General features: G+C 72.2%; 24 protein-coding genes. 7 read left to right on the plus strand and 17 right to left on the minus strand.

The features are described 5' to 3' along the window. Positions 1–47: 47 nt before the first annotated feature. The 7 genes from ACIHIX_RS06640 to ACIHIX_RS06670 all read right to left on the minus strand — a co-directional run bounded on the left by ACIHIX_RS06640 (position 48) and on the right by ACIHIX_RS06670 (position 5,879). On the minus strand, positions 48–848 hold the full coding sequence (locus tag ACIHIX_RS06640) for a TIGR04222 domain-containing membrane protein (RefSeq protein ID WP_399950697.1): 801 nt from the start codon (positions 846–848) through the stop codon (positions 48–50). Positions 849–942: 94 nt separating this feature from the next. Continuing rightward, positions 943–1,722, minus strand: coding sequence for a DUF4142 domain-containing protein (locus tag ACIHIX_RS06645; protein WP_399950700.1), 780 nt, complete (start codon positions 1,720–1,722; stop codon positions 943–945). Positions 1,723–1,815: 93 nt separating this feature from the next. Then, complete coding sequence (locus tag ACIHIX_RS06650) at positions 1,816–3,165, minus strand: DUF692 domain-containing protein (protein WP_399950702.1); 1,350 nt, start codon at positions 3,163–3,165, stop codon at positions 1,816–1,818. A 132-nt stretch (positions 3,166–3,297) separates the two neighbouring features. Continuing rightward, positions 3,298–3,903 (minus strand): TIGR03086 family metal-binding protein, encoded by a 606-nt coding sequence (locus ACIHIX_RS06655; RefSeq protein ID WP_399950705.1) that lies wholly within the window; start codon positions 3,901–3,903, stop codon positions 3,298–3,300. Between the two features lie 101 nt (positions 3,904–4,004). After that, positions 4,005–4,655: a TetR/AcrR family transcriptional regulator gene (locus ACIHIX_RS06660; RefSeq protein WP_399950708.1), complete on the minus strand. Its 651-nt coding sequence runs from the start codon at positions 4,653–4,655 to the stop codon at positions 4,005–4,007. A 44-nt stretch (positions 4,656–4,699) separates the two neighbouring features. Next, a complete protein-coding gene (locus ACIHIX_RS06665; RefSeq protein WP_399950710.1) occupies positions 4,700–5,149 on the minus strand; it encodes a hypothetical protein in 450 nt (149 codons plus the stop codon). Positions 5,150–5,174: 25 nt separating this feature from the next. After that, entirely contained in the window at positions 5,175–5,879 is a 705-nt protein-coding gene (locus ACIHIX_RS06670; RefSeq protein ID WP_399950713.1) for an aminoacyl-tRNA hydrolase, read from the minus strand. A 30-nt stretch (positions 5,880–5,909) separates the two neighbouring features. On the opposite strand from ACIHIX_RS06670, the gene ACIHIX_RS06675 reads away from it, so the two are divergent. Both ACIHIX_RS06675 and ACIHIX_RS06680 read left to right on the plus strand, forming a co-directional pair. Further along, the gene (locus tag ACIHIX_RS06675) at positions 5,910–6,779 is read left to right on the plus strand and encodes an ATP-binding cassette domain-containing protein (RefSeq protein WP_399950716.1); all 870 of its coding nucleotides are present in this window, start codon (positions 5,910–5,912) and stop codon (positions 6,777–6,779) included. After that, entirely contained in the window at positions 6,776–7,447 is a 672-nt protein-coding gene (locus tag ACIHIX_RS06680) for an ABC transporter (RefSeq protein WP_399950719.1), read from the plus strand. Before ACIHIX_RS06675 ends, ACIHIX_RS06680 begins: the two co-directional genes overlap by 4 nt. Here the strand turns inward: ACIHIX_RS06680 and ACIHIX_RS06685 are convergent. From ACIHIX_RS06685 to zapE, 7 genes are all read right to left on the minus strand, one after another. Then, complete coding sequence (locus ACIHIX_RS06685) at positions 7,439–7,618, minus strand: hypothetical protein (RefSeq protein ID WP_399950722.1); 180 nt, start codon at positions 7,616–7,618, stop codon at positions 7,439–7,441. The genes ACIHIX_RS06680 and ACIHIX_RS06685 overlap by 9 nt on opposite strands. 9 nt (positions 7,619–7,627) lie before the next feature. Then, positions 7,628–8,470, minus strand: coding sequence for a polysaccharide deacetylase family protein (locus ACIHIX_RS06690; RefSeq protein WP_399950725.1), 843 nt, complete (start codon positions 8,468–8,470; stop codon positions 7,628–7,630). A gap of 173 nt (positions 8,471–8,643) precedes the next feature. Next, positions 8,644–10,014 (minus strand): PhoX family protein, encoded by a 1,371-nt coding sequence (locus ACIHIX_RS06695; protein WP_399950728.1) that lies wholly within the window; start codon positions 10,012–10,014, stop codon positions 8,644–8,646. Between the two features lie 91 nt (positions 10,015–10,105). Beyond that, positions 10,106–10,882, minus strand: a complete 777-nt coding sequence (locus ACIHIX_RS06700) for a slipin family protein (protein WP_399950731.1) — start codon at positions 10,880–10,882, stop codon at positions 10,106–10,108. 95 nt (positions 10,883–10,977) lie between these two features. After that, on the minus strand, positions 10,978–12,435 hold the full coding sequence (locus ACIHIX_RS06705; protein ID WP_399950733.1) for a SulP family inorganic anion transporter: 1,458 nt from the start codon (positions 12,433–12,435) through the stop codon (positions 10,978–10,980). A gap of 5 nt (positions 12,436–12,440) precedes the next feature. Continuing rightward, on the minus strand, positions 12,441–13,019 hold the full coding sequence (locus ACIHIX_RS06710; RefSeq protein ID WP_399950736.1) for a carbonic anhydrase: 579 nt from the start codon (positions 13,017–13,019) through the stop codon (positions 12,441–12,443). 478 nt (positions 13,020–13,497) lie between these two features. Continuing rightward, on the minus strand, positions 13,498–14,607 hold the full coding sequence (gene zapE / locus ACIHIX_RS06715; RefSeq protein WP_399950739.1) for a cell division protein ZapE: 1,110 nt from the start codon (positions 14,605–14,607) through the stop codon (positions 13,498–13,500). Between the two features lie 37 nt (positions 14,608–14,644). Between zapE and ACIHIX_RS06720 the strand changes: the two genes are divergently transcribed. From ACIHIX_RS06720 to ACIHIX_RS06740, 5 genes are all read left to right on the plus strand, one after another. Beyond that, positions 14,645–15,511, plus strand: coding sequence for a pyrimidine reductase family protein (locus tag ACIHIX_RS06720; RefSeq protein ID WP_399950742.1), 867 nt, complete (start codon positions 14,645–14,647; stop codon positions 15,509–15,511). Between the two features lie 153 nt (positions 15,512–15,664). Further along, a complete protein-coding gene (locus tag ACIHIX_RS06725; RefSeq protein ID WP_399950745.1) occupies positions 15,665–16,120 on the plus strand; it encodes an indole-3-glycerol phosphate synthase in 456 nt (151 codons plus the stop codon). A 94-nt stretch (positions 16,121–16,214) separates the two neighbouring features. Beyond that, on the plus strand, positions 16,215–17,606 hold the full coding sequence (gene murC, locus ACIHIX_RS06730; protein ID WP_399950747.1) for a UDP-N-acetylmuramate--L-alanine ligase: 1,392 nt from the start codon (positions 16,215–16,217) through the stop codon (positions 17,604–17,606). Between the two features lie 13 nt (positions 17,607–17,619). Further along, a complete protein-coding gene (gene msrB / locus ACIHIX_RS06735; protein ID WP_399950750.1) occupies positions 17,620–18,027 on the plus strand; it encodes a peptide-methionine (R)-S-oxide reductase MsrB in 408 nt (135 codons plus the stop codon). Between the two features lie 158 nt (positions 18,028–18,185). Further along, positions 18,186–19,541, plus strand: a complete 1,356-nt coding sequence (locus tag ACIHIX_RS06740) for an FAD-dependent oxidoreductase (protein ID WP_399951924.1) — start codon at positions 18,186–18,188, stop codon at positions 19,539–19,541. Between the two features lie 24 nt (positions 19,542–19,565). Here the strand turns inward: ACIHIX_RS06740 and ACIHIX_RS06745 are convergent, their stop codons facing one another. The 3 genes from ACIHIX_RS06745 to ACIHIX_RS06755 all read right to left on the minus strand — a co-directional run bounded on the left by ACIHIX_RS06745 (position 19,566) and on the right by ACIHIX_RS06755 (position 22,349). Next, a complete protein-coding gene (locus tag ACIHIX_RS06745; protein ID WP_399951926.1) occupies positions 19,566–20,294 on the minus strand; it encodes a GntR family transcriptional regulator in 729 nt (242 codons plus the stop codon). Positions 20,295–20,415: 121 nt separating this feature from the next. Next, positions 20,416–21,417 (minus strand): proline racemase family protein, encoded by a 1,002-nt coding sequence (locus ACIHIX_RS06750; protein WP_399950753.1) that lies wholly within the window; start codon positions 21,415–21,417, stop codon positions 20,416–20,418. Between the two features lie 29 nt (positions 21,418–21,446). Next, positions 21,447–22,349: a dihydrodipicolinate synthase family protein gene (locus ACIHIX_RS06755; protein WP_399950755.1), complete on the minus strand. Its 903-nt coding sequence runs from the start codon at positions 22,347–22,349 to the stop codon at positions 21,447–21,449. Positions 22,350–22,403 lie beyond the last annotated feature (54 nt).

Genomic DNA, 22,403 nt, shown 5'->3' on the forward strand with positions numbered 1-22,403 from the left:
GTTGGTGAAGGCAAGCACCGTCCGGCCGGTGTCGGCGCCAATGCCCCCTATGCGCCCCTGGTCTGTCCGTCGCGCCAGTGCTGCTCACGGTCGGCGAAGGCCGCGCGCAGATCCGGTTCACCGACCGCGCGGATCCCCCGTACGGCGACGGTGGTCAGGTAGGTGCGGTCGTCGCCGCCCCCGGTGCGGCGGGCCAGGGCGCCGAGCAGGCGCTGGCCGGCGGGGGAGGCCCAGCGCGAGTACGGGTGGACCTCGACCCGGGCGATGGCCAGGCAGCTCAGCGTGAGAGCGAGGGGCAGCGCGAACCAGAGGGCGATCAGCTGGCGCGGCATCTCCGAGGGGGCGGGCGTCAGCAGCGCGGTCGCGCCCAGCGCGAGGACGACGAGTGCGGCGAGCTGCACCTGGCGGACGGCCGCCGCCACCGTCGTACGCGCCCCGTCCGGCACGGCGAGACCCGCGCGGACGAGACGGTCGGCGAGGCCGCGCACCGGGGCCGCGCCGGCCGCGGCGTCCCGCGCCGGGGTGATGCGGGACTGGCCCTCCGGACCTATGGCCCCGATGACCGAGCGTTCGATCTCGTCCCGGCCGCGCGGGTCGACGACCGTCGCCCAGCCGGTGTGTGCGAGGAGCAGTCGGCGCTGGCGTGCCATCGAGACCATGGTGAGGTCGGCGACCCGGCGGGGACCGCCGGACAGGAACGCCGCCTCGTACAGCGTCAGATCGTGCCCACGGCCCGCGGCCACTTCTTCCGTGTCCACGGCCGCAGCACGTACGGCGGCCAGGCACAGCCGGGTACACGCGGTACCGGCGGCGGCCCAGGCCAGCAGGAGGAGAAGGACCCAGAACATGACGCTGTTCTATGCGAATCGGTCGCGAGGGCGCCATGCCTTGTTCACGATCCGGACGGAGCGTGGCCGGGCCGTGATGTTCCGTTTGGCCGGCTCAGTTCTCGTTCGGCGGCGGGCTGCTGGCCGGTGGGGGCAGCGAGTACGTCGGGGAGGCCGACGGAGTGACCGGGATCGCCGGGCTCGGATCGGTCGTCGGGCCGGGTGGGCCGGGGGTGCGGGTGATCGGGGGAGTGCTGCCGGCGGCCATGTCCTGGGCCAGGGCGTCCCAGTCGACGTACCCGGTGGCCTCCAGGACCTTGATGTGGTCGAGGACGGTGGTGTTCGCGTCGTCGGCGAGGGCGCGCACCAGGGAGTTGCGCGTGGTGGCCCGCACCTGGGCGACGACCGAGAAGACCCGGCCGTGCGCGAGGCGCAGGATGTTGGCGAACTGCCGGTCGTACTCCGTCCCCTGGGCCGAGCTCAGGGTGGCCAGCCACTGCTTCTGCTGGTCGTTGGGCTCGTTGCGGAGCGCGAGGCCGAGCTGCGAGGCCACGTCGCGCACCCGCTCGTCCAGGAACGTGTGCCCCTCGACCAGATGCTGCCCCGCCGTGCGGACGGCCTGCGTGGTGCCCTTCTGAAGGGCCTGTTGCCCGGCCGGCAGCTCCCACAGCCCGGCCAGGCGGACCTTGGTGACGAACTCCCGGTCGAGCGCGGACAGCGGCCCGTACTGCGTCGACACGGTCTGGGCGTTCAGTACGTCGACCCCGGTCCCGGACCGGTCGGCGTACGACCAGACCGGGAAGACCAGGGCAGCCAGGGTCGCCGCCAGGCCGGTGATGATGAGCCCGGTGCCACTGAATATGCCTCGGCCTCGGACGGGGGGTCGGGGTCGCATGGTGCCTCCTGCTTGCGGCACCGCACGCCAGTGCGTTTCGGGTGCGCAGTTGGCATGTTACTGCGCGGTCGGGGCCGGCCGGCGACCGTCCGCTCAGCGGCGCAGCAGCACCCGCCGCGTCGCCCGCGCGAGGCGCACGCCCGGCCGGTGCGAGCGCGGCCGTGACCCCGACCGCTCCAGCCACCACTCCCGCAGCTCACCCAGCGTCCGCTCGTCCCGCACCGCTCCCGCCGCCAGCAGATACCCGGCGAAGTCCAGCGCGTCCCTGCGGTATCCGCCGGTCATCGGGTGGCCGTGGGCGTACCCGAAAAACGCCGTCCGGTACTCCGTGCCCAGGATCCCCGGCAGCTCGGGCGCGACCTTCGCCACGACGTCCGCCCGCTTCCCGGCGAGCGCCCGCGCCTGCACCCCGAGCCGCACCCGGTCGAACCCCTCGGGCACGGGGGTCCCGGCGACGAGGGCGGACAGCAGCGCGGTCTGCGCGAGGGCGACGCGCTGGCGGGCGGGGTCGGGGTCGGGGGCGGCGGCGGGGTCGGGAGCGGCGGCGAGGGTGGCTTCCGTGACCGGTGCGAACCGCGGTCCCGGTCCCGGTCCCGGTCCCTGCCCCTGCCCCTGCTCCCGCCCCTTCTCCAGCGCCCCCCGGATCGCCGTCAACTCCCCCTCCAGCTCTGCCGGTGCGGGGAAGTTCTCGTCGCGCTCCAGCAGGACGCCCGGCGGGGTCACCCGGGAGGCCAGGTCGGTCAGGATGTCGAGGACCGGGCGGGGGACCGGGTGGGCGTGGCTGTCGTGCCAGACGCCGTCCCGCTCGAAGCCGCCCGCGACATGGACGTAGGCGATCGCCTCCAGCGGGAGGTCGGTGAGGGCCTCGGCGGGGTTCTCGCCGCGGTTGACGTGGTTGGTGTGGAGGTTGGCGACGTCGATGAGCAGCCGTACGCCGGTGCGGTCGGCCAGCTCGTACAGGAACTGCCCCTCGGTCAGCTCCTCGCCCGGCCAGGAGATCAACGCGGCGATGTTCTCCACGGCGAGCGGCACGGGCAGCGCGGCCTGGGCGACGCGGATGTTCTCGCACAGCACGTCGAGGGCGTCGCGAGTGCGCGGCACCGGCAGCAGGTGGCCGGCCTCCAGACGCGGGGAGGCCGTCAGGGGGCCGCCCGCCCGCACGAACGCGATGTGCTCGGTGACCAGGGGCGAGCCCAGCGCCTCGGCGCGCTCGGCGAGGGCCGTCAGGCGCCCCTCGTCGGGGCGGTCGGCGCCGCCGAGGCCGAGCGAGACACCGTGCGGGACCACGGTCACCCCGCGCTCGCGCAGTCGCCGCAGTGACTCGGGCAGATGGCCGGGGCAGGTGTTCTCGGCCACGACCTCGACCCAGTCGATGCCCGGCATGCGCTCCACGGCGTCCGCGATCTCCGGCCGCCAGCCGATCCCCGTGCCCAGTCGCTCCATGTCCCCGTCCCCGTTTCCCCGTCGAGTGGCTTGCTCAGGTGCCCGCTGTGTCGTCTCCTTCGACGCCCCGCTGTTCCTGTGTGTCGGGGGTATGGCCCCGGCGCCCGGAGCCGAATCACCTGCGGGGCGTCTTCAGAGCAACATTTGAGGTTCCGGCTTCCGCCCCAGCAGCCGCAGTGTCTCCTCCAGGGCCCCGGCCCCCTCCGGCACCCGTGACGCGGGCGCGAAGGCGGCCCCGTCCCCACGGCTGCCCGGGTCCGCCGGAACACGCCGGGCCACGGCCAGCGCCGCGCCGAGGACGTCGTCGGGCAGCTCCGGTCGTACGCCGAGCGTGGCGGCCACGTCCCAGGCGTGCACGACGTAGTCGACGAGGTGGAAGCCGATCGCCATCCGCCCCGGAACGGTCAGCCCGAGCTCCGGGAGGGTGAACTCCCGCCTTTCGGCACCTGGTTCGGCGAAGGCGTCGAGCAGGTCCGCCGCGGCGGCCCGATGCATCTCGGCGGGCGCGCCCATGTCCTCCGGCTCCCGCCAGTGCGCCGGCTCGCCGCCCACGCCCCGCGCCGCCGCCGCGAACCCGCGATGCTGCGCGGCCATGTGTGCCACGAGCCGCCGCAGGGTCCACCCCGCACACGGGGTGTCCCGCTCCCAGTCCGCGCCCCGCGCCAGATCCACCACCCGAACCGCCTCCCGCACGGCGACCCGGTCCAGTACGACGATGTCCGCTCCGGTGACAGTCATGCGCCCACCCTAAAACTGTGCGAACGGTCGTGCTACTTGTTTCCGGCGCCCCTTCTCCGCGACGACCCGTTCGGCGCGGGTTCTGTCAACAGGCAGCCGTGTCAGGGGATTTCAGGCACCCGGCCCGGATCGACCGCGACCGCCTTCAACCGTGCCGCGATCCCCACCCGGGCCCTGCGGTAGGAGGACTCCTCGTCGTGCAGGACGGAGACCATGTTGGCCGTCTCCATCAACGCCATGAGCTCGAAGGCGAGTTGGGGCACGTCCGTGTCGGCGCGCAGCTCACCCGCGTCACCGGCCGCGGCGATCGTGCGCTCCACGTAGGCCGTCCAGTCGCGCTGGGCACGGACCACGGCGTCGTGCACGGGCCCGGTGCGGGCGTCGAACTCGGCGATCACCTCGTAGAAGAAGCAGCCGCCCGGGAAGACCCGGCCGCGCGAGTACTCCAGCCACAGCTCGCACAACCGCCACACCCTGGCGACCCCCGCCGGCTCCTCCTCGACGGGCCGGGTCACCCGCTCGGCGAACACACGGCCCGCCTCGCGCACGGTCGCGAGCTGCAACTCCTCCTTCGACCCGAAGAGCGCGAACACTCCGCTCTTGCTGAGCCGCAACTCCGTCGCCAACCGCCCGACGGACAGGGCCTCCAGCCCCTCCACGGAGGCGATCTCGACGGTCCGGTCCAGCACCGACCGCCGGGTGCGGTTGCCCCGTTCGACCCTGCCGTCGACCCGTGTCACCGTGCCCTCCATCCGGCAGGACGACGTGCCCCGCCCCTGCTCAAGACTGTGTCGTCCTACCGTACGGGCGAAGCCGACGGACAACTGTCCAGCGGCCGGCTGATGACGGTGCCGACGCCGGTACGGGGGGCGCTGTACGTGTAGCAGCGGGCCCAGCCGGACACCGCGACCTGCACCACGACGGTGGTCTCGGTCGCGCTGCGGGCGACGGAACGAGGGCTCCGGGGGCGCAGTACGTCGGTGATCTCCCGGTCGGTCAGGACGCCGTCGGCGTCGGCCTCCTGGAACCGGGCCCCGAGCCGCTCGGCGGCGGCGGTGACGGCGGCCCGGGCATCCTGCTCCCGGTCCGGCCCGCTGTCCCGCACGGCCTGGAAGAACCAGACGAGCACGCCCGCGGCCACCAGCACGCCGACCAGCACGGCAGCGCCGACACAACCGGCCGACCGGACGAGGAACCCGGCCGGCCCGCTGTCGCGACGCGGCGCCTGCCGCGTGGGGGAGGTCATGCGGTCATGCTCCCGTACGCGAGGTTCAGTGCCGTCGGCGCAGTGCCGGGTGGTCCGCCACCACCGTGCACGATCCGGGGGCGATCTCCGTGAAGCCCGCGTCCCGGACCAACGGCAGCCCGCTCGTGGTGAGTTCGTGCCAGCGTCCGGGCTCGGCGTTTCGCACGGCGAGGGGGAAACCGGCGTCGCGCCAGGCCGTCCGCTCCTCGTCCGACAGGTCCCACCAGGCGAGTTGAGCCCCGTGGCCCGCCTGCGCCATCGCCTTTCCGGCCGACATGTCGAGCTCGGGATTCATCCACAGCACCGGCACCCCCGGATCGGCGTCCACGGGAGCCTCCGGGTCGTCGAGATCGGTCCCGGACACCTGGAGCTTGGCCAGCTCCTTCGGCCACCCGTCGAGCGGCACCGGCGGAAAGACCCGCACCTCGGCCGACTTCCCCGTGACGGTGATCCCGGGCAGCGCCTCGGCCTTCCGCCACTCCGCCCCCCGGGCCCGCCGCACGACCTTCCGGATCCGGGCGTCCTGCCAGTCCCGCATGACCTGAGCCCACTCCCCGTCCCCGAGGGACCGCTCATCGCTGAGGATGAGCAGAACGGCCCGGGCGGCGGTCTCCAGGGCATCCGTGCGGGCGGGGGGAGCGGCACGCTCGATGCGTACGACGAGAGGGAGGACGAACTGGGGGGCCTCGTCGCGCACATTGACTTCTGACTGGAAAGGACTGGCGTTCACCCAGCCACCCTAAGGGGACATCATTTGCCCATGGAACGCGCGCTACAGCTGGACAACGTGGGCCGCCGCTACGGCCTGCGCGGCTCCTGGGTCCTACGAGGCATCCACCTCACCCTCGCCCCGGGCACCCTGACCCGCGTAGAAGGAGAGAACGGCACCGGCAAGTCCACGCTCCTCCGCATCCTCGCCCGCCTCGACACCCCCTCCGAGGGCAAGGTCAAGGGCCGCCCCCGCACCGCCTACGTCCCCGAACGCTTCCCCGCCGCCCTCCCCTTCACCCCGCACGGCTACCTCACCCACCTCGGCAGGATCCACGGCCTGACCGAACCGTCCGCCCAGCGCGCCGCGGGTGACTGGCTGGACCGCTTCGGCGCCACCGCGCACGCCCGTACCCCCATGGCGCAGCTCTCCAAGGGCAGCAGCCAGAAGGTCGCCGTGGCGCAGGCGCTGCTCGCGGAACCGGAGCTGCTCGTCCTGGACGAGGCGTGGACCGGACTCGACACCGGCGCCCGCGCCGAGCTGGAACGGGCCGTCGCGGAGCGCACCGCGGCCGGGGGAGCGGTGGTGTTCGTCGACCACGACCCGCGGCGCCTCACGGAGACGACCGACGCCGCGTACGTCGTACGGGAAGGCGGTCTGGAAACGCGTACGGCCCCTACCACGGCCCCCGCGCCGCCCAGCGGCCCGCAGGCCGTCGTCGAGGTCCAGGGCCCGGCGGGGGGACGGCTGCCGGAGGGGGCGTACCGCACGGCCGTCACCGCCGAGGAGACGGCCCCCGGCACCTACCGGCTCACCGTCCCCGCGTCCCACTCCGACGTGCTGCTGCGCACCCTGCTGACGGCCCGCCCGCCGTGGCACGTGGTGAGCGTGCGGCGCGCGACACAGGAAGGCGGCCGATGACCGCGCTGCTCCGCTATCAGGCCGCCCTGCTCATGCGCTCGCAGCGCTGGCTGCCGCCGTTCATCCTGTACGCCGTGTTCCTCGGCGTCGGTGTGCAGAGCGGGCAGCCGATCCTCGACTCGCTGGGCTACGCCGCCGCCGCGCTGCTGCCGGTCGCCGCCTGGCTGGTGCGCATCTGTGTCTCCGGTGAGCCGCCGGCCGCCCGGGCGTGTGTCGCCGCCGCGGTCGGGCCCGCCCGCGCGCACCTCGCCGCGCTGCTGGTGGCGGCGGGTGCCGCGGCGGCGATCGGTACGGTCGCGACCGTCCTCGTGACGCTGATCAGCGATCCGGTCAGTTCCGACCATCAGATCCGGGTGCCGAGGGTTTTGGCCGGTGGGTCCGGGCTGCTCGCCGTGCTCGCCTGCGCCCTGCTCGGCACGGCCGTCGGGGCGCTGACGACCTGGCCGTTGCTGCGCTCGCCGGGCCGGGCGGTGCCGACGATGCTGCTCGCGGCCCTGCTGTCGGTCGTGGTGACCGGCTCCCCGGCCCAGGCCGCGGTCAGCGGTCTGGTCACGGGCTCGCAGAAGGGGACGGTCCCGCTGCCGGTGCTCCCGTGCGGGGCGGCGGCCGCGGTCACGGCCGTGGCCCTGGCCGTCGCCTGCGCGCTGACCACCCGCCGCTCACCCTGAACAAGCGGTCCGCTGTGCCTCCTGCCATTCGCAGACAGGGCACAGCGTGATCCCCTTGTACGACTCCGGGTACTCGGTCGGCTTCCGGCACAGCACGCACTCGGCGTACGGCGGCCCGTCGGCGAGCGGCGGCTTCGGGACCTCGCGGATCGTGCAGTAGTCCTCGCTCATGCCTCCAGCCTAGGACGGTCCGCCCTCCGCCCCGATCAGCTCGGACACCTTCACGAACCGGTACCCCTGGGCGCGCAGCTCCGGCACGATCCGGCGCACCGCCCGCTCGGTCGCCGGCGCCGCGCTGTGCGTGCAGTGCATGACGACGACGGAACCCGGCCGCACACCGTCCAGGACCTGCCGGGCCACGGCGTCGGCGTCGGTCGCGAAGGCGTCCCCGCTCACCACGTCCCACTGCACGGCGGTGACCCCGGCGGGGGTGAGCGCTTTGAGGGCCGTACGGTCGTAGCAGCCGCCGGGGAAGCGGAAGTACGGCATCGCGTCCGGCACCCCCGCCTTGCGGAAGGCGGTGTAGGCGCGCTCGACGTCGGAGCGCATCCGGTCCTGCGACAGGCGCGGCAGACCGTAGCAGTCGTCGGTGAAGGCGTAGTGGCTGTACGAGTGGTTCGCGACCTCGAAGAGCGGGTCGCGCCCGATCGAGCGGGCCTCTGCCGGGTACTCCTCGGCCCATCGGCCCGTCATGAACACGGTCGCCGGCACCTTCAGCGTCCGCAGCGCGGCGATCAGCGACGGGTTGTCGAAGTGCTCGCCCGCCGTCGCCCGCGCGCCCTGGTCGGCGGTCATGTCGGCGTCGAAGGTGAGGGCGACGGTCCTGTCCGGGGTGCGGGGGCCGTGCTTGAGGACGGGGGTGAGACCGGAGGGGCCGGGGGCGAGGGTCGGGGGTCGGGAGGGGGCGGCGGAGGGGGCCGGGTGGGCGGCCTTGGTGCGGGGCGCCTCGGGGGTGCCGGCACAGGCGGTGAGGGCGGCGCCGAGTGCGCAGACGGCGGCGACTTGTCGTACTCGAATGATCACCGCACGAACATAACGGGGTGAATCGGGCGATTATCGGACCGCCGCACAGGGGGTCCGGCCGATGCCCCCGATCAGGCGCCCTTCAGGAGCCGCCGCTCCAGGAGCAGGCGGCTCACCGCCCGGGGGACCGTGGACGGCCGGTTACCCCGGGTGCCCCCCCGCAGGCCCTCGCCCTACCTCCGCCAGGGTCCCGTCACGGCGAACGTGGTGCCCGGCGTATAGCAGTTGACGAACATCGTCTCGCCGTCCGGGGAGAAGGTGACCCCCGCGAACTCGCCCCACTCGGGCGCTTCCGGTGTCCCGATGTTCTGGGCGTTCCTGGCCATCGCGTACACCTCGCCGCGGCGCGTCACGCCGAACACGTGCTGGGCGCCGTTGCCGTCCTCGCAGACCATGAGGCCGCCGCTGGGGGCGAGGCAGATGTTGTCCGGGGACTCGCCGGGGAGCTGGACGTCGGTGTCCGGGCCGAACACGATCACCAGGGTGAGGCGGCGGGCCGAGGGGTCGTACCGCCAGATCTGCCCGTAGTGGTCGGCGGCCGAGCCCTCCGCGCTGTGGGCGAAGGAGGAGACGAAGTACACGCACCGCCCGCCCCAGTAGCAGCCCTCCAGTTTCTGTGCGTGCGTGATGCCCTTCGGGCCGAAGTCCTGGAGGCGGATGGGCGTCCGGGCGGCGAGCGGATCCGGTACGTCGACCCACTCGACGCCCTCGAAGCAGGCGCCTGTCTCCTGGATGGAGGACAGGTCGGGTACGCCGGGCACACGCATCGCCTGGAGCCGGCCGCCCGCGCGCAGTGAACCCAGACCGCCCAGCGGCTTCTCGGGCAGGAAGCGGTAGAAGAGGCCGAACGGCTTGAGGAAGGCGTCCTCGGTCTCGTAGACGATGCCGCGTTCGGGGTCGACGGCGATCGCCTCGTGCTGGAAGCGGCCCATCGCGGTCAGCGGCACCGCGCCCGAGCGGCGCGGGTCAGCGCCGTCGACCTCGAAGATGAAGCCGTGGTCCTTGGTGTAGCCGTTGGTACCGGCCCTGTCCTCGGTCTCCTCGCAGGTCAGCCAGGTGCCCCAAGGGGTGGGCCCGCCCGCGCAGTTGACGGCCGTACCGGCGATGGCGACCCGCTCAGACAGGACGTTGTTGTGGGGGTCCAGGGTCAGCGCCGTACAGCCGCCCTTGCCCATCGGGTCGTAGGTGAGGCCGTCGATCGTCGGGACCGCGAGGGCCGCGGTGACCCGGTTCTCGTGGTTGCGGACCAGGTGGGTGCGGCCGTGTCTGCCGGTGAAGGCCGACATGCCGTCGTGGTTGGAGGGCACCTTGCCCTCCCCGGAGCGGAGCTGGTCGCCCTCGCGGGAGAGGACCCGATAGCGGAAACCTTCCGGCAGATCGAGCAGGCCGTCCGGGTCGGGGACGAGCGGACCGTAGCCCGTGTGGCCGAGGTTCTGGCTCGCGGCGGCGGTGCCGGCGAACAGCTCGGAGAGGGCGCCGGTGAAGGCGATGCCCGCCCCCAAGGCACCGGAGCGGGCAAGGATCTGACGTCGTGTTGCGGACATGGAGCAGCAACCTTCCTGCTGGCGGACAGGATGTGACGCCGCTGTGTCTATCACCTGGGTCGGGCTGCGGGAACCACGCGCGTAGCACGTGTCACTTGTCGGCAGGCCCCTGCTGAGCCTTCTCCAGGAAGCGCAGCAGCTCCACCGGGAAGGGCAGGACAAGGGTGGAGTTCTTCTCGGCGGCCACCGCCACCACCGTCTGGAGCAGCCGCAACTGGAGCGCGGCGGGCTGCTCGGACATCTGCGCGGCCGCCTCGGCGAGCTTCTTCGACGCCTGGAGCTCGGCGTCGGCGTTGATGATGCGGGCGCGGCGCTCGCGGTCCGCCTCCGCCTGCCGGGCCATGGAGCGCTTCATGGTCTCGGGCAGGGACACGTCCTTGATCTCGACCCGGTCGACCTGGACACCCCAGCCGACCGCCGGGCTGTCGATCATCAGTTCCAGGCCCTCGTTGAGCTTCTCGCGGTTGGACAGCAGATCGTCCAGCTCGCTCTTGCCGATGATGGACCTGAGCGAGGTCTGCGCCATCTGGGAGACCGCGAACTTGTAGTCCTCGACCTTCACCAGCGCGCTCGCCGCGTCGACCACCCGGAAGTACACGACCGCGTCCACGCGCACCGTCACGTTGTCCCGGGTGATGCCCTCCTGGGCGGGGACCGGCAGCGTGACGATCTGCATGTTGACCTTGTGCATCCGGTCCACGAACGGGACCACCATCGCGAACCCGGGATTCCGTACGTCGCTCACCAGCCGTCCGAGCCGGAAGACCACCCCGCGCTCGTACTGCTTGACGACCCGGGCCCCGGCGGCGACGTAGACCGCCCCGGCGGCACCGGCCGCCACGGCCGCGGTGAGCAGTTCCTGGAGCATGACCCACCCCCTCTTCCGGAGGGCTTTCATCCGCTCCTGCAACGATATGCCCGGTGCCTGGCGTGAGGCCAGGCACCGGGCTTTCCCGGGGTGCGCTACGGCGCGGTGACCCGCACCGGTTCCGTGCCGACCGCGCTGTGCCGTTCGGCCCAGTTCTCCAGGGCCGTGCGGCAGGCGTGGTCGAGGTGGTGCAGCCCGGAGAGGTCCAGCTCCACCGGGCGGTCCTGGGGCAGCGCCTCCAGACTGTCGAGGATCTTCGGCAGCCGCAGGAAGGTCGCGTTGCCCGACAGATACGCCTGCACCGGGCCCGCGCCCTTGTCCACGACCTCCAGCTTCAGGTGCGAGGCCTCCCAGGCGGTCTTGGCCACCGCCAGGGCGAGACCGATGAGCACGCCCTCGAACATGCTGACCGCGACGATCGACACGGCCGTGACCATGAGGATCAGCGCCTCGCCGCGGTGCTCGCGCCACAGCGACACGATCTCCCGGACGGGGATCAGCTTGGCGCCGGAGTAGACGAGGATGCCCGCCAGCGCCGGGATCGGGATGTAGGCGAGGACGCCCGGCAGCAGCGCCGCGAACAGCAGCAGCCACACGCCGTGCATCACGCGGGACGCCTTGGTGCGGGCGCCCGCCTGTACGTTGGCCGCGCTGCGCACGATCACCGCGGTCATCGGCAGCGCGCCGAGCACACCGCACAGCGCGTTGCCCGCGCCCTGTGCGACCAGTTCCTTGTCGTACTCGGTGCGCGGCCCGTCGTGCAGCCGGTCCACGGCCGCCGCGCTGAACAGTGACTCGGCGGACGCGATCAGGGTGAACGCCAGGATCGTGGCGAGGACGCCGATGTTCGCGAGTTCGCCGAAGGCGGTGAACGACGGCGGCTGGATGGAGCCCAGCAGCCCCTGCACCTCGACGGTGGCCACCGGCATCGAGAACGCCAGTGCCGCCAGCGTGGCCAGACCGACCGCGGCGAGCGGGCCGGGCACGGTACGCACCGCCGCCGGCATCCGCTTCCACAGCACCAGCACGGCGACCGTGCCGGCACCGAGGCCGAGCGAGGCCAGCGCCGCGGTGTTCCCGACGGCGTCCACGAGCGCGCCGGGAAGCCCGGCTATCTTGCCGAGCCCCGAGGCGGGCGCCTTGGCGTCCGCCATCGCGTACAGCTGTCCGGCGATCAGGACGAGCCCGATGCCGGCCAGCATGCCCTCGACGACCGAGACCGAGATGGCCCGGAACCAACGGCCCAGCTTCAGGGTGCCCATGAGGATCTGGAGCGCGCCGGTGGCCAGCACGATCACGCCGAGGACGGGCAGCCCGAACTCCTGCACGGCCTCGAAGACCAGCACGGTCATACCGGCCGCGGGCCCGGAGACCTGAAGGCTGCTGCCGCGCATCAGACCGGTGACGATGCCGCCCACGATGCCGGTGACCAGACCGAGTTCGGCCGGGACACCGGAGGCGACGGCCACGCCCACGCACAGCGGCAGCGCGACCAGGAAGACGACCAGGGAGGCGGCGAAGTCCCGCCGCAGATGGGGGTATGTGGTCATCATGGCGGTCACAGGGCCTCGAACGCGTCGGTGTCCGCGCGGTGTTCACGGACGGCCCCGGTGTGGACCTCGTAGTACCAGGCCCGCAGGGTGAGTTGACGGGCGGCCAGCTTCTGCTCGATGAACGGGTAGGAGCGCAGGCGCAGGACCTGGGCCAGGACATGGCTCTGCACACCGTCGGCGACGGCGGGGTCCTCGGCCGCCCCCGCCGGGCGCGGCTCGGCACGGGTGAGCCAGTCGCGCACGGCGGGTACGGCGTCGAGGTCGTCGCCACGCACCAGGGCACCGACGGCGCCGCAGTGCGAGTGGCCGCAGACCACGATGTCGCTGACGCCGAGGACCTCGACGGCGTACTCGATGGTGGCCGCCTCGCTGGTGGGGTGCTCGGAGGCGTACGGCGGGACGATGTTGCCCGCGGTGCGCAGCTCGAAGAGCTCGCCGGGACGGGCGCCCGTGATCAGGGCCGGGACGACCCTGGAGTCGGAGCAGGTGATGAACAGGACCTGCGGGGACTGGCCTTCTGCGAGCTTGGCGAACTCCTCAGGGCGCTGTCCGAACAGGCGGGCGTTGTCGATGAGGGGCTGCATGTGGTGACTCCTCCTGGCGCGCCACGGCGGCGCGTCGGACGTACATGACAGGTGGGGGGACGGCAGCCGGTTCCGGTTGCGCGGCGACGGAAGACCTTGGGGTCGCCGGGAACGGGCCGCCTAGACTCTCGGTTTCCGCTGAGACGGGGACCGAGGATGGGACCGAGCTTTGGGTGAAGCCTCACGGATCGTGTGCGCGGTTGCGAACGGATCCGTGGGAGTGAACGGCGAAGGGGTGACCGGGGCGGTGGTGCGAGGCGGAAACACGGTCGGTGCTCTCGTACCTCGAAACATGCGCCCCCCTTCCGACGGTTCATGACTCACGCGCAGGCCAAGCCTTGGTCAATGGCTGGTCAAGAAACACGTTAACCCTGCAAAGTTGTTTGCAGGGTTAACTTAGCGTTTCGAGCTGAAGAGAGCCTGAAAAGCGTAGGTGGCGTGGCGCGAACTGGCCCTTGACCTGGGGGGTTTCGCGCGGCTAGGCGGACTCGACGAGCCGCTTGCCGTCACGGGCCAGCGCGGTGAGCCGGGAGATCGCCCGGAAGTACTTCTTGCGGTACCCGCCGTTGAGCATGTCCTCGCTGAACAGCTGGTCGAACGGCAGCCCGGAGGCCAGCACCGGGACCTCGCGGTCGTAGAGCCGGTCCGCGAGGACGACGAGTCGCAGCGCGGTCGACTGGTCCGGGACCGGCCGCACCTCGGTCAGACACACCGCCTTCAGGCCATCGGTCAACGCTCCGTAACGGCTGGGGTGGACCCGGGCGAGGTGGTCGAGGAGCTGCGGGAAGCCGTCGAGTGAGGCGCCCGGGGTGGCGTACGCCGTCTTCGTGACCTGTTCCTCGGAGTACGGCGCCGGTGCCTCGGGCAGGCCCCGGTGGCGGTAGTCCTCGCCGTCGATGCGCAGGGTGCGGAAGTGGGCGCTCAGGCCCTGGATCTCGCGCAGGAAGTCGACCGCCGCGAAGCGGCCCTCGCCGAGCTTGCCGGGGAGGGTGTTGGAAGTGGCGGCGAGGGCGACACCCGCGTCCACGAGCTTGCGGAGCAGGCTGGAGACGAGGACGGTGTCGCCGGGGTCGTCGAGTTCGAACTCGTCGATGCACAGGAGACGGTGGTTCGAGAGCGTCTGGACGGTCTGCTGGAAGCCGAGGGCGCCCACCAGGTTGGTCAGCTCGACGAACGTGCCGAAGGCCTTGAGGGAGGGCTCGGCCGGGGTGGCGTGCCAGAGGGATGCGAGCAGGTGGGTCTTGCCGACGCCGTAACCGCCGTCGAGGTAGACGCCGCGGGGGCCGGCGGGGGCCTTGTCCTTGCTCCTGCCCTTGCCGAATCCGAAGAAGCCGCGCTTGCCGCCGGCGAGGGCGTGCGCGCCGCCGAGCCCGCCCGCGAAGCCTTCGAGGACCTTGACCGCCTCGAACTGGCTGGGCTGGTTCGGGTCCGGTATGTAGGTGCTGAAGCGGACCGAGTCGAAGCGCGGCGGCGGCACCATCTCGGCGACCAGACGGTCGGCGGGGACGTGCGGCTCGCGAGCGCACAGGGACACGGGGGCCGCGTCTGCTATCGGGCTGATCCCGGAGGCGGCGGTGGAGGACGACACGGTTCCCCATGCTAAGCGCCGTGCCAGACTGCACGACATGCGACGCCTGTTCCCTGTGACCGACCAGACAGTGACGACGGCCTCCGGCGGTGGGGCCGGGGACGTGGGGGCGGGGGGTGCCGGTGAGGGGGGTGAGGCTGCTCAAGAGGGCGGTTTCGCCGGCCGTGAGTGGAGTCTCGCCGAGCTGGCCGCCGCCTACGCCTACCCCGACTCGGTCGCGGCCCCCGCCGAGGGCCCCCGGGTGCCCTGGCTGCGGGCCAACATGGTGTCCACGCTCGACGGGGCCGCCCACCACGACGGCAAGTCACAGCCCATCTCCAACGCGGCCGACATGCGGATCTTCGGCACCCTGCGGGGGCTGGCGGACGTGATCGTCGTAGGTGCGGAAACGGTACGCCAGGAGGGGTACCGCCCCGCACGCGCGCGTGCGGAGTTCGCGGAGGCCAGGGAGGCGGCCGGGCAGTCGGCGGCACCGACGATCGCGATCGTCAGCGCGAGCCTCGACCTCGACTTCTCGCTTCCGCTCTTCACCTCCCCGCTCGTCCCCACCCTGATCCTGACCGGCGCGGCCGCCGCGCCCGACCGGAAGGCCGCCGCCGAGAAGGCCGGCGCCCGGGTGATCACCGCCGGCGACGGGATGGGGGTGGAGCCCGCCCGGGCCGTGCAGGCGCTGGCCGACCTCGGCTTCACCCGTCTGCTGACCGAGGGCGGTCCACGCCTCCTGGGTCAGTTCGTGGCCGCCGGGGTACTGGACGAGCTCTGCCTGACCGTCGCCCCGATGCTCACCGTGGGCGACGCCCAGCGGATCGCGGGCGGTCCTTCCGTCGCGGTTCCGCAACGGTTCGCACTGGTGTCCCTACTGGAGGAGGAGGGGTTTCTCTTCGGCCGCTACCAGCGGACTTGAAATTCGATCACTGGTACCGCCGGTCCCGAAAACGGCGGAATCAACCGTTCCGTTTAGCTTCCGACGGGCACACTGAATCTCGCAGTCCCCGTGAGATCGCGGGGCAGGATGGTTTCCGCAGAAGGGGCGCGCGCGGTGTTCACAAGCGTTTTGATGATCGAGAAGGCCCTGACCTCCGCCGACGTGGAGTTCGTCACGACCTTGCACGGGGACGAACAGGTCGCGTTCCATGTGCTCCTCCAACCGCGTGGCGACCAGGCCGACCGGCTGCTGAGGGCCATCGACGACGTGGCGCTGGGCGAACTGGACGAGGCGGCGCGGGAACGGGAGGTTCCCGAAGGCGCCGCGGCGAAGGACTTCGGGGAGCGGGCGCTGGAGGTGTCCCTCCAGGCACTGCGGGGCTCCGGGAGTGCGGCGGAGGGGCGGTTGATCGAGGACCACCCGCTGGACGCGCTGAAGGCGGTGGTGGACGAGATCAAGGCCGACGAGGTGATCGTGCTGACCGATCCGCACTACGTGGAGGAGTTCTTCCACCGGGACTGGGCGTCGCGGGCGCGGCACAAGGTGGGGGTGCCGGTGTTGAAGCTGTTCTCGCACAGCAAGGCGTGAGCCGCCCACTGTGCCGAGCAGGGCATGGCGACGCAATGGATAGGCTGGGGCGCCTGAACGTCCGCCGTATCTGTACGCACAGGGAGACATCAACGTGGCACCCGGCACCCTTCCCACCGCCATGGACCGACCGCACTTCATCGGCATCGGCGGCGCCGGGATGTCGGGGATCGCGAAGATCCTCGCGCAGCGCGGGGCGAAGGTGGCGGGCAGCGACGCCAAGGAGTCCGCGACCGCCGAGGCGCTGCGGGCGCTGGGCGCGACCGTGCACATCGGGCACGCGGCGGAGCACCTCGCCGACGACGCGAGCTGCGTGGTCGTGTCGTCGGCGATCCGCCAGGACAACCCCGAGCTGGCCCGCGCGGCAGCGCTGGGCATCCCGGTGGTGCACCGTTCGGACGCCCTCGCGGCCCTGATGGAGGGCCTGCGCCCGATCGCCGTCGCGGGCACGCACGGCAAGACGACCACGACGTCGATGCTGGCGGTCTCCCTGAGCGAGCTGGGCCTGAACCCGTCGTACGCCATCGGCGGCGACCTCGACGCCCCCGGCTCGAACGCGCTGCACGGCGAGGGCGAGATCTTCGTCGCCGAGGCGGACGAATCGGACCGCAGCTTCCACAAGTACGCCCCCGAGGTGGCGATCGTCCTCAACGTGGAGCTCGACCACCACGCGAACTACGCGTCGATGGAAGAGATCTACGAGTCCTTCGAGACCTTCGCCGGAAAGATCGTCCCCGGCGGCACGCTGGTGATCAACGCCGACCACGAGGGCGCGCGGGAGCTGACCCGGCGCCTGGCGGGCTCGGTGCGGACGGTGACGTACGGCGAGGCCGAGGACGCCGACGTCCGGGTCCTGTCGGTCGTGGCGCAGGGCCTGAAGAGCGAGGTCAAGGTCCTGCTGGACGGGACGGAACTGGTCTTCACGGTCTCCGTCCCCGGCCGCCACTACGCGCACAACGCGGTCGCCGCCCTCGCGGCGGGCGTGGCGCTCGGCATCCCGGCGGACGGGCTGGCGCCGGCGTTGGCGGCGTACACGGGCGTGAAGCGGCGCCTCCAGCTCAAGGGCGAGGTCGCCGGCGTCCAGGTCATCGACTCCTACGCCCACCACCCGACCGAGATGACGGCGGACCTGGAGGCGATGCGGGCGGCGGCCGGCGACGCGCGCATCCTGGTGGTCTTCCAGCCCCACCTCTTCTCCCGCACCCAGGAGCTCGGCAAGGAGATGGGCCAGTCCCTGTCCCTCGCGGACGCCTCGCTGGTCCTGGACATCTACCCGGCCCGCGAGGACCCGATCCCCGGCATCACCAGCGACCTGATCATCGAGGCGGCCCGCGCGGCGGACGCGGACGTGACGCCGGTCCACGACAAGGCGGACGTTCCCGCGGTCGTGGCGGGAATGGCGAAGCCGGGTGATCTCGTTCTCACCATGGGCGCGGGTGACGTGACGGACCTGGGCCCGCAGATCCTGGACCGCCTGTCGAAGTGAGGGGCTGAGCTTCATGTCGTACGACGTCGAAAAGCCGGAAGAGCAGTGGCGCACGGAGCTGACCCCGGCCGAGTACGCCGTGCTGCGCCAGGCCGGCACGGAGCCCGCCTTCACCGGTGAATACACCAACACCAAGACCCAGGGCGTCTACTCCTGCCGCGCCTGCGGCGCCGAACTGTTCACCTCCACCACGAAGTTCGAGTCCCACTGCGGCTGGCCCTCCTTCTACGACCCGAAGGACACCGACGCGGTCGAACTGATCGAGGACCGGTCGCACGGGATGCTGCGGACGGAGGTGCGGTGCGCGCGGTGCGGATCGCATCTTGGGCATGTGTTCGAGGGCGAGGGATATGCGACGCCGACGGATCAGCGGTACTGCATCAACAGCATCTCCTTGCGGCTGACGGCGGACGAGGGCTGATCCTCGCGCTGACCGGAACCCGGCCGGCCCGCCGTGCGGGACGGGATACTTGTGTCTTTCCAGACATGGGCGACCAGGGGAGCGCAGCGGTGAACTCTGTCGGAGAGACGGGGCCTCAGGGCACGGGCGGTGGGCTGGGCCGGCGGCACGCGGTCGTCGTGGGTGGGAGCCTCGCGGGGCTCCTCGCGGCGCATGTTCTCGCCGGGCATGCCGACCGGGTGACCGTCGTCGAGCGGGACCGGTTCACGGACGACGGAGCGGTGCGTCCCGGGGTACCGCAGGGGCGGCATCCGCATGTGCTGCTCCAGGGCGGACAGACCGCCATGGAGTCGCTGCTGCCGGGCTTCCTCGCGGAGTTGCGGGCGGCGGGGGCGCCGCTGGTGGGCATGCCGTCGGACATGGTGCTGTGGCAGAGCGGCCGTTGGTTCCGGCGGCTGGCCGCGTCCGTGCACATCTACACCGGCTCGCGCGCACAGCTCGAAGCACTGGTCCGGCGGCGGGTTCTCGCCAATCCCGCGATCAGCGTGGTGGAGGGATCCGAGGTCGTCGGACTGCTCGGTGACGCCTCTCGGGTGCGCGGGGTGCTGGTGCGCGAGCGCTCCGGTGCGGCCCGCGTCGAACCCCGGGCCGTGCCGGCCGACCTGGTCGTCGACGCCTCAGGCGGCGGCACCAGGGCCACGCAGTGGCTCACCGGGATCGGCGCCACGAGCCCGTACGAGGAGACCATCGACACCGGCCTCGCCTACGCCTCCCGCGTCTACCGCGGCAAGGCGGGCGTCCTCGACGGCGACACCGTCGGCTACTACGTCTATCCCGGTACCGAACAGGTCCACGGCGGAGGCGCGCTGCCGCTGGAGGACGGCACCCATCTGGTGATCGTCTCCGGTCTGCGCGGCGACGAACCGCCCACGGACGACGAGGAGTTCACGGCGTACACCAAGCGGCTGGCGCATCCGCTCCTGGACCGCTGGCTGGCGGACGCCGAGCCGCTCACCCCGGCCTTCGGGTACCGGCGCACCGCCAACGTCCGGCGCCGATACGACCTGCCCGGCCACCCCGCCGGGTTCCTCGCCACCGGCGACGCCCTGTGCGCCTTCAACCCGATCTACGGTCAGGGCATGGCCGTCGCCGCGATGAGCGCCGTGGCCCTGCGCGACGCGCTGGCCGACCGGCGCCGGACGCCCACGACACGGCGCGTGCAGCGGGCCCTGCTCGGGGCGTCCAGGACGGCCTGGGACATCTCCGCCGGGGCCGACCGCAAGATGCCGGGCGCGGTCGGCAACGCGCTCGGCGGTCGGCCCACGGACGGCGTCACCGACTGGTATCTGCGCCGGGTCCAGGAGAGGTCGCCGGGCGACCCGGTCGTGGGGGACGCGTTCCGCGCCGTGCTCCACCTCGCCGCACCCGTCACCGCCCTGTTCGCCCCGCCCGTGGCCCGCGCCGTCCTCTTCCAGCCGCCGACCCCGACGCCGACCGAGGCCCCGGAGACGCCGGAGACGCTGGAGACGCGGTAAGGGTCGGGGCCTACTTGGGCACGGTCAGACCGTGTTGTGCGGTCCGGCCGGCCTGCGGGCCGCCCACAGGCCGCGGACGTGGCCGATGTGGCGGGTCATGACCTCGCGTACGGCCTTGTCGTCGCGGGCGATCAGCGCGTCGAGGAGTTCCAGGTGCTCCTCGGCGGAGGCGAGCAGGCGGCCCGCCTCGACCAGGGCGGTCAGGCCGTAGAGGCGGGAGCGTTTGCGCAGGTCGCCGACGACCTCCACGAGGTGGGCGTTGCCGGCCAGGGCGAGCAGGCCGAGATGGAAGCGGGTGTCCGCCTCGACGTAGGCGACGAGGTCGCCGGCCGCGGCGGCCTGGACGATCTCCCGGGCGGCCGGGCGCAGCGCCTCCAGGGAGACCGGCGCGGCGGTGGCGGCCAGCTCCACCACCGTGGGGATCTCGATGAGGGCGCGGATGTGGGTGTACTCGTCGAGCTGCCGCTCGGACACCTCGGTGACCCGGAACCCCTTGTTGGGGACGGTGTCGACCAGGCCCTCCTTGGCCAGGTCCAGCATGGCCTCGCGTACCGGGGTCGCCGAGACGCCGAAACGGGCGGCGAGGGCCGGCGCGGAGTACACCGCACCGGGCAGCAGCTCACCGGCGATCAGCGCGGCCCGCAGGGCGTCGGCGACCCGCTCGCGGTAGCTGCTCCGCTTGCCGCCGAGGGAGGGCAGGGCGGGAGCGGCGGCGCGGGAGGCGGGGGAGCTGCTGGGCCGGGCGGTGGACATGGTCGGTATCTCCTCGTACGGCGGGTGCGTGACGGGTACGGCGGTGCAACCGGTGTACGGCGTATGCAATGTCACGCACCACCAGTATCCACGCGGCCGGGGACAAGGAGTTCCAGATGCTCTAGAGCACGAACCCGGCCGGGAACGGATCGCTCGGGTCGAGCAGATACTGGGCCGTGCCCGTGATCCACGCCCGGCCGGTGAAGCTGGGCAGCACGGCCGGGCGGCCGGCGACCTCGGTGGTGCCGAGAAGACGGCCGGTGAAGCTCGTCCCGATGAAGGACTCGTTCACGAACTCGGTGTGCAGCGGGAGTTCACCGCGCGCGTGCAGCTGGGCCATGCGGGCGCTGGTGCCGGTGCCGCAGGGGGAGCGGTCGAACCAGCCGGGGTGGATGGCCATCGCGTGCCGGGAGTGGCGGGCGGTGGCACCCGGTGCGATCAGGTGGACGTGATGGCAGCCGCGGATGGACGGGTCCTCGGGGTGCACGGGCTCCTCCTCGGCGTTGATCGCGTCCATGAGGGACAGCCCGGCGGTGAGGATGTCGTCCTTGCGGGCGCGGTCGAAGGGCAGGCCGAACTGGTCCAGCGGCAGGATGGCGTAGAAGTTGCCGCCGTACGCCAGGTCGTAGGTCACCGTCCGCCCGTCGGCGAGCGTGGCCTTGCGGTCGAGGGCGACGGAGAAGGACGGCACGTTCCGCAGGGTGACCGACTTCGCCGCCCCGTCCGCCACCTCGACCTCGGCGACGACGAGACCCGCCGGGGTGTCCAGCCGGATGGTGGTGACCGGCTCGACGACCTCGACCATGCCGGTCTCCACGAGCACCGTCGCCACACCGATCGTGCCGTGCCCGCACATGGGGAGGTATCCGGACACCTCGATGTAGACCACGCCCCAGTCGCAGTCGGGGCGGGTCGGCGGCTGGAGGATCGCGCCGCTCATCGCGGAGTGTCCGCGCGGCTCGTTCATCAGCAACTGCTTGATGTCGTCGCGGTGTTCACGGAAGAACAGCCGGCGCTCGTTCATCGTCGCGCCGGGAATGGTGCCGATACCGCCGGTGATCACCCGGGTCGGCATGCCCTCGGTGTGCGAGTCGACGGCGTGCAGGACGAGTTTGCTGCGCATGGTCCGAACTCCTCGGTGAGACGCGGGGGTTACGCGAGTCCGGCGGCGACGGCCTGCTCGGTGGCGGAGCGGACCGCGGCCTCCTGCTCCGGCAGCAGGGGCTGCCGCGGCGGACGGCAGGCGCCGCCGGGACGGCCGACGATGTCCATGGACAACTTGATGGCCTGCACGAACTCGACCTTCGAGTCCCAGCGCAGCAGCGGGTGCAGCTGCTCGTACAGCTTCTTCGCGGTGCCGAGGTCACCGGCGACGGCTGCCCGGTACAGCTCGACGGTCGCGCGCGGCAACGCGTTCGGGTAGCCGGCCACCCAGCCCTTGGCGCCCGCGATGGCCAGCTCCAGCAGGACGTCGTCGGCGCCGATCAACAGGTCCAGGTCCGGGGCGAGTTCGGCGATCCGGTACGCGCGGCGGACGTCGCCGGAGAACTCCTTCACCGCGTGGATGTACCCCTCGGCGTGGAGTTCGGCGAGGAGTTCGGGCACCAGGTCGACCTTGGTGTCGATGGGGTTGTTGTACGCCACCACCGGTACGCCCGCCTTCGCGACCTCGGCGTAGTGCGCGAGCACCGAACGCTCGTCGGCGCGGTAGGCGTTGGGCGGCAGCAGCATCACCGAGGCGCATCCGGCGTCGCGCGCCTGCTCGGCCCAGCGGCGGGCCTCCGCCGAGCCGTAGGCGGCGACACCGGGCATCACCCGTTCGCCCCCGATGGCGGCCACGGCCGTCTCGACGACCCTGGCCCGCTCCTCGGGGGTGAGCACCTGGTACTCGCCGAGCGAGCCGTTCGGTACGACGCCGTCACAGCCGTTCTCGACCAGCCAGGCACAGTGGGCGGCGTAGGCGTCGTGGTCGACGGACAGGTCGTCGCGCAGGGGGAGGGCGGTGGCGACGAGGACACCGCGCCAGGGGCGGGGCGGGTGGGGAGTGGTGGTCATCGGGGGTTCCTCCGTGTGGATGGGGATGGGGTGTGACATAGCACTGAAGGGCGA

The sequence above is a fragment of the Streptomyces sp. NPDC051913 genome, assembly GCF_044593635.1.
In the GTDB taxonomy this organism is placed as follows: domain Bacteria; phylum Actinomycetota; class Actinomycetes; order Streptomycetales; family Streptomycetaceae; genus Streptomyces.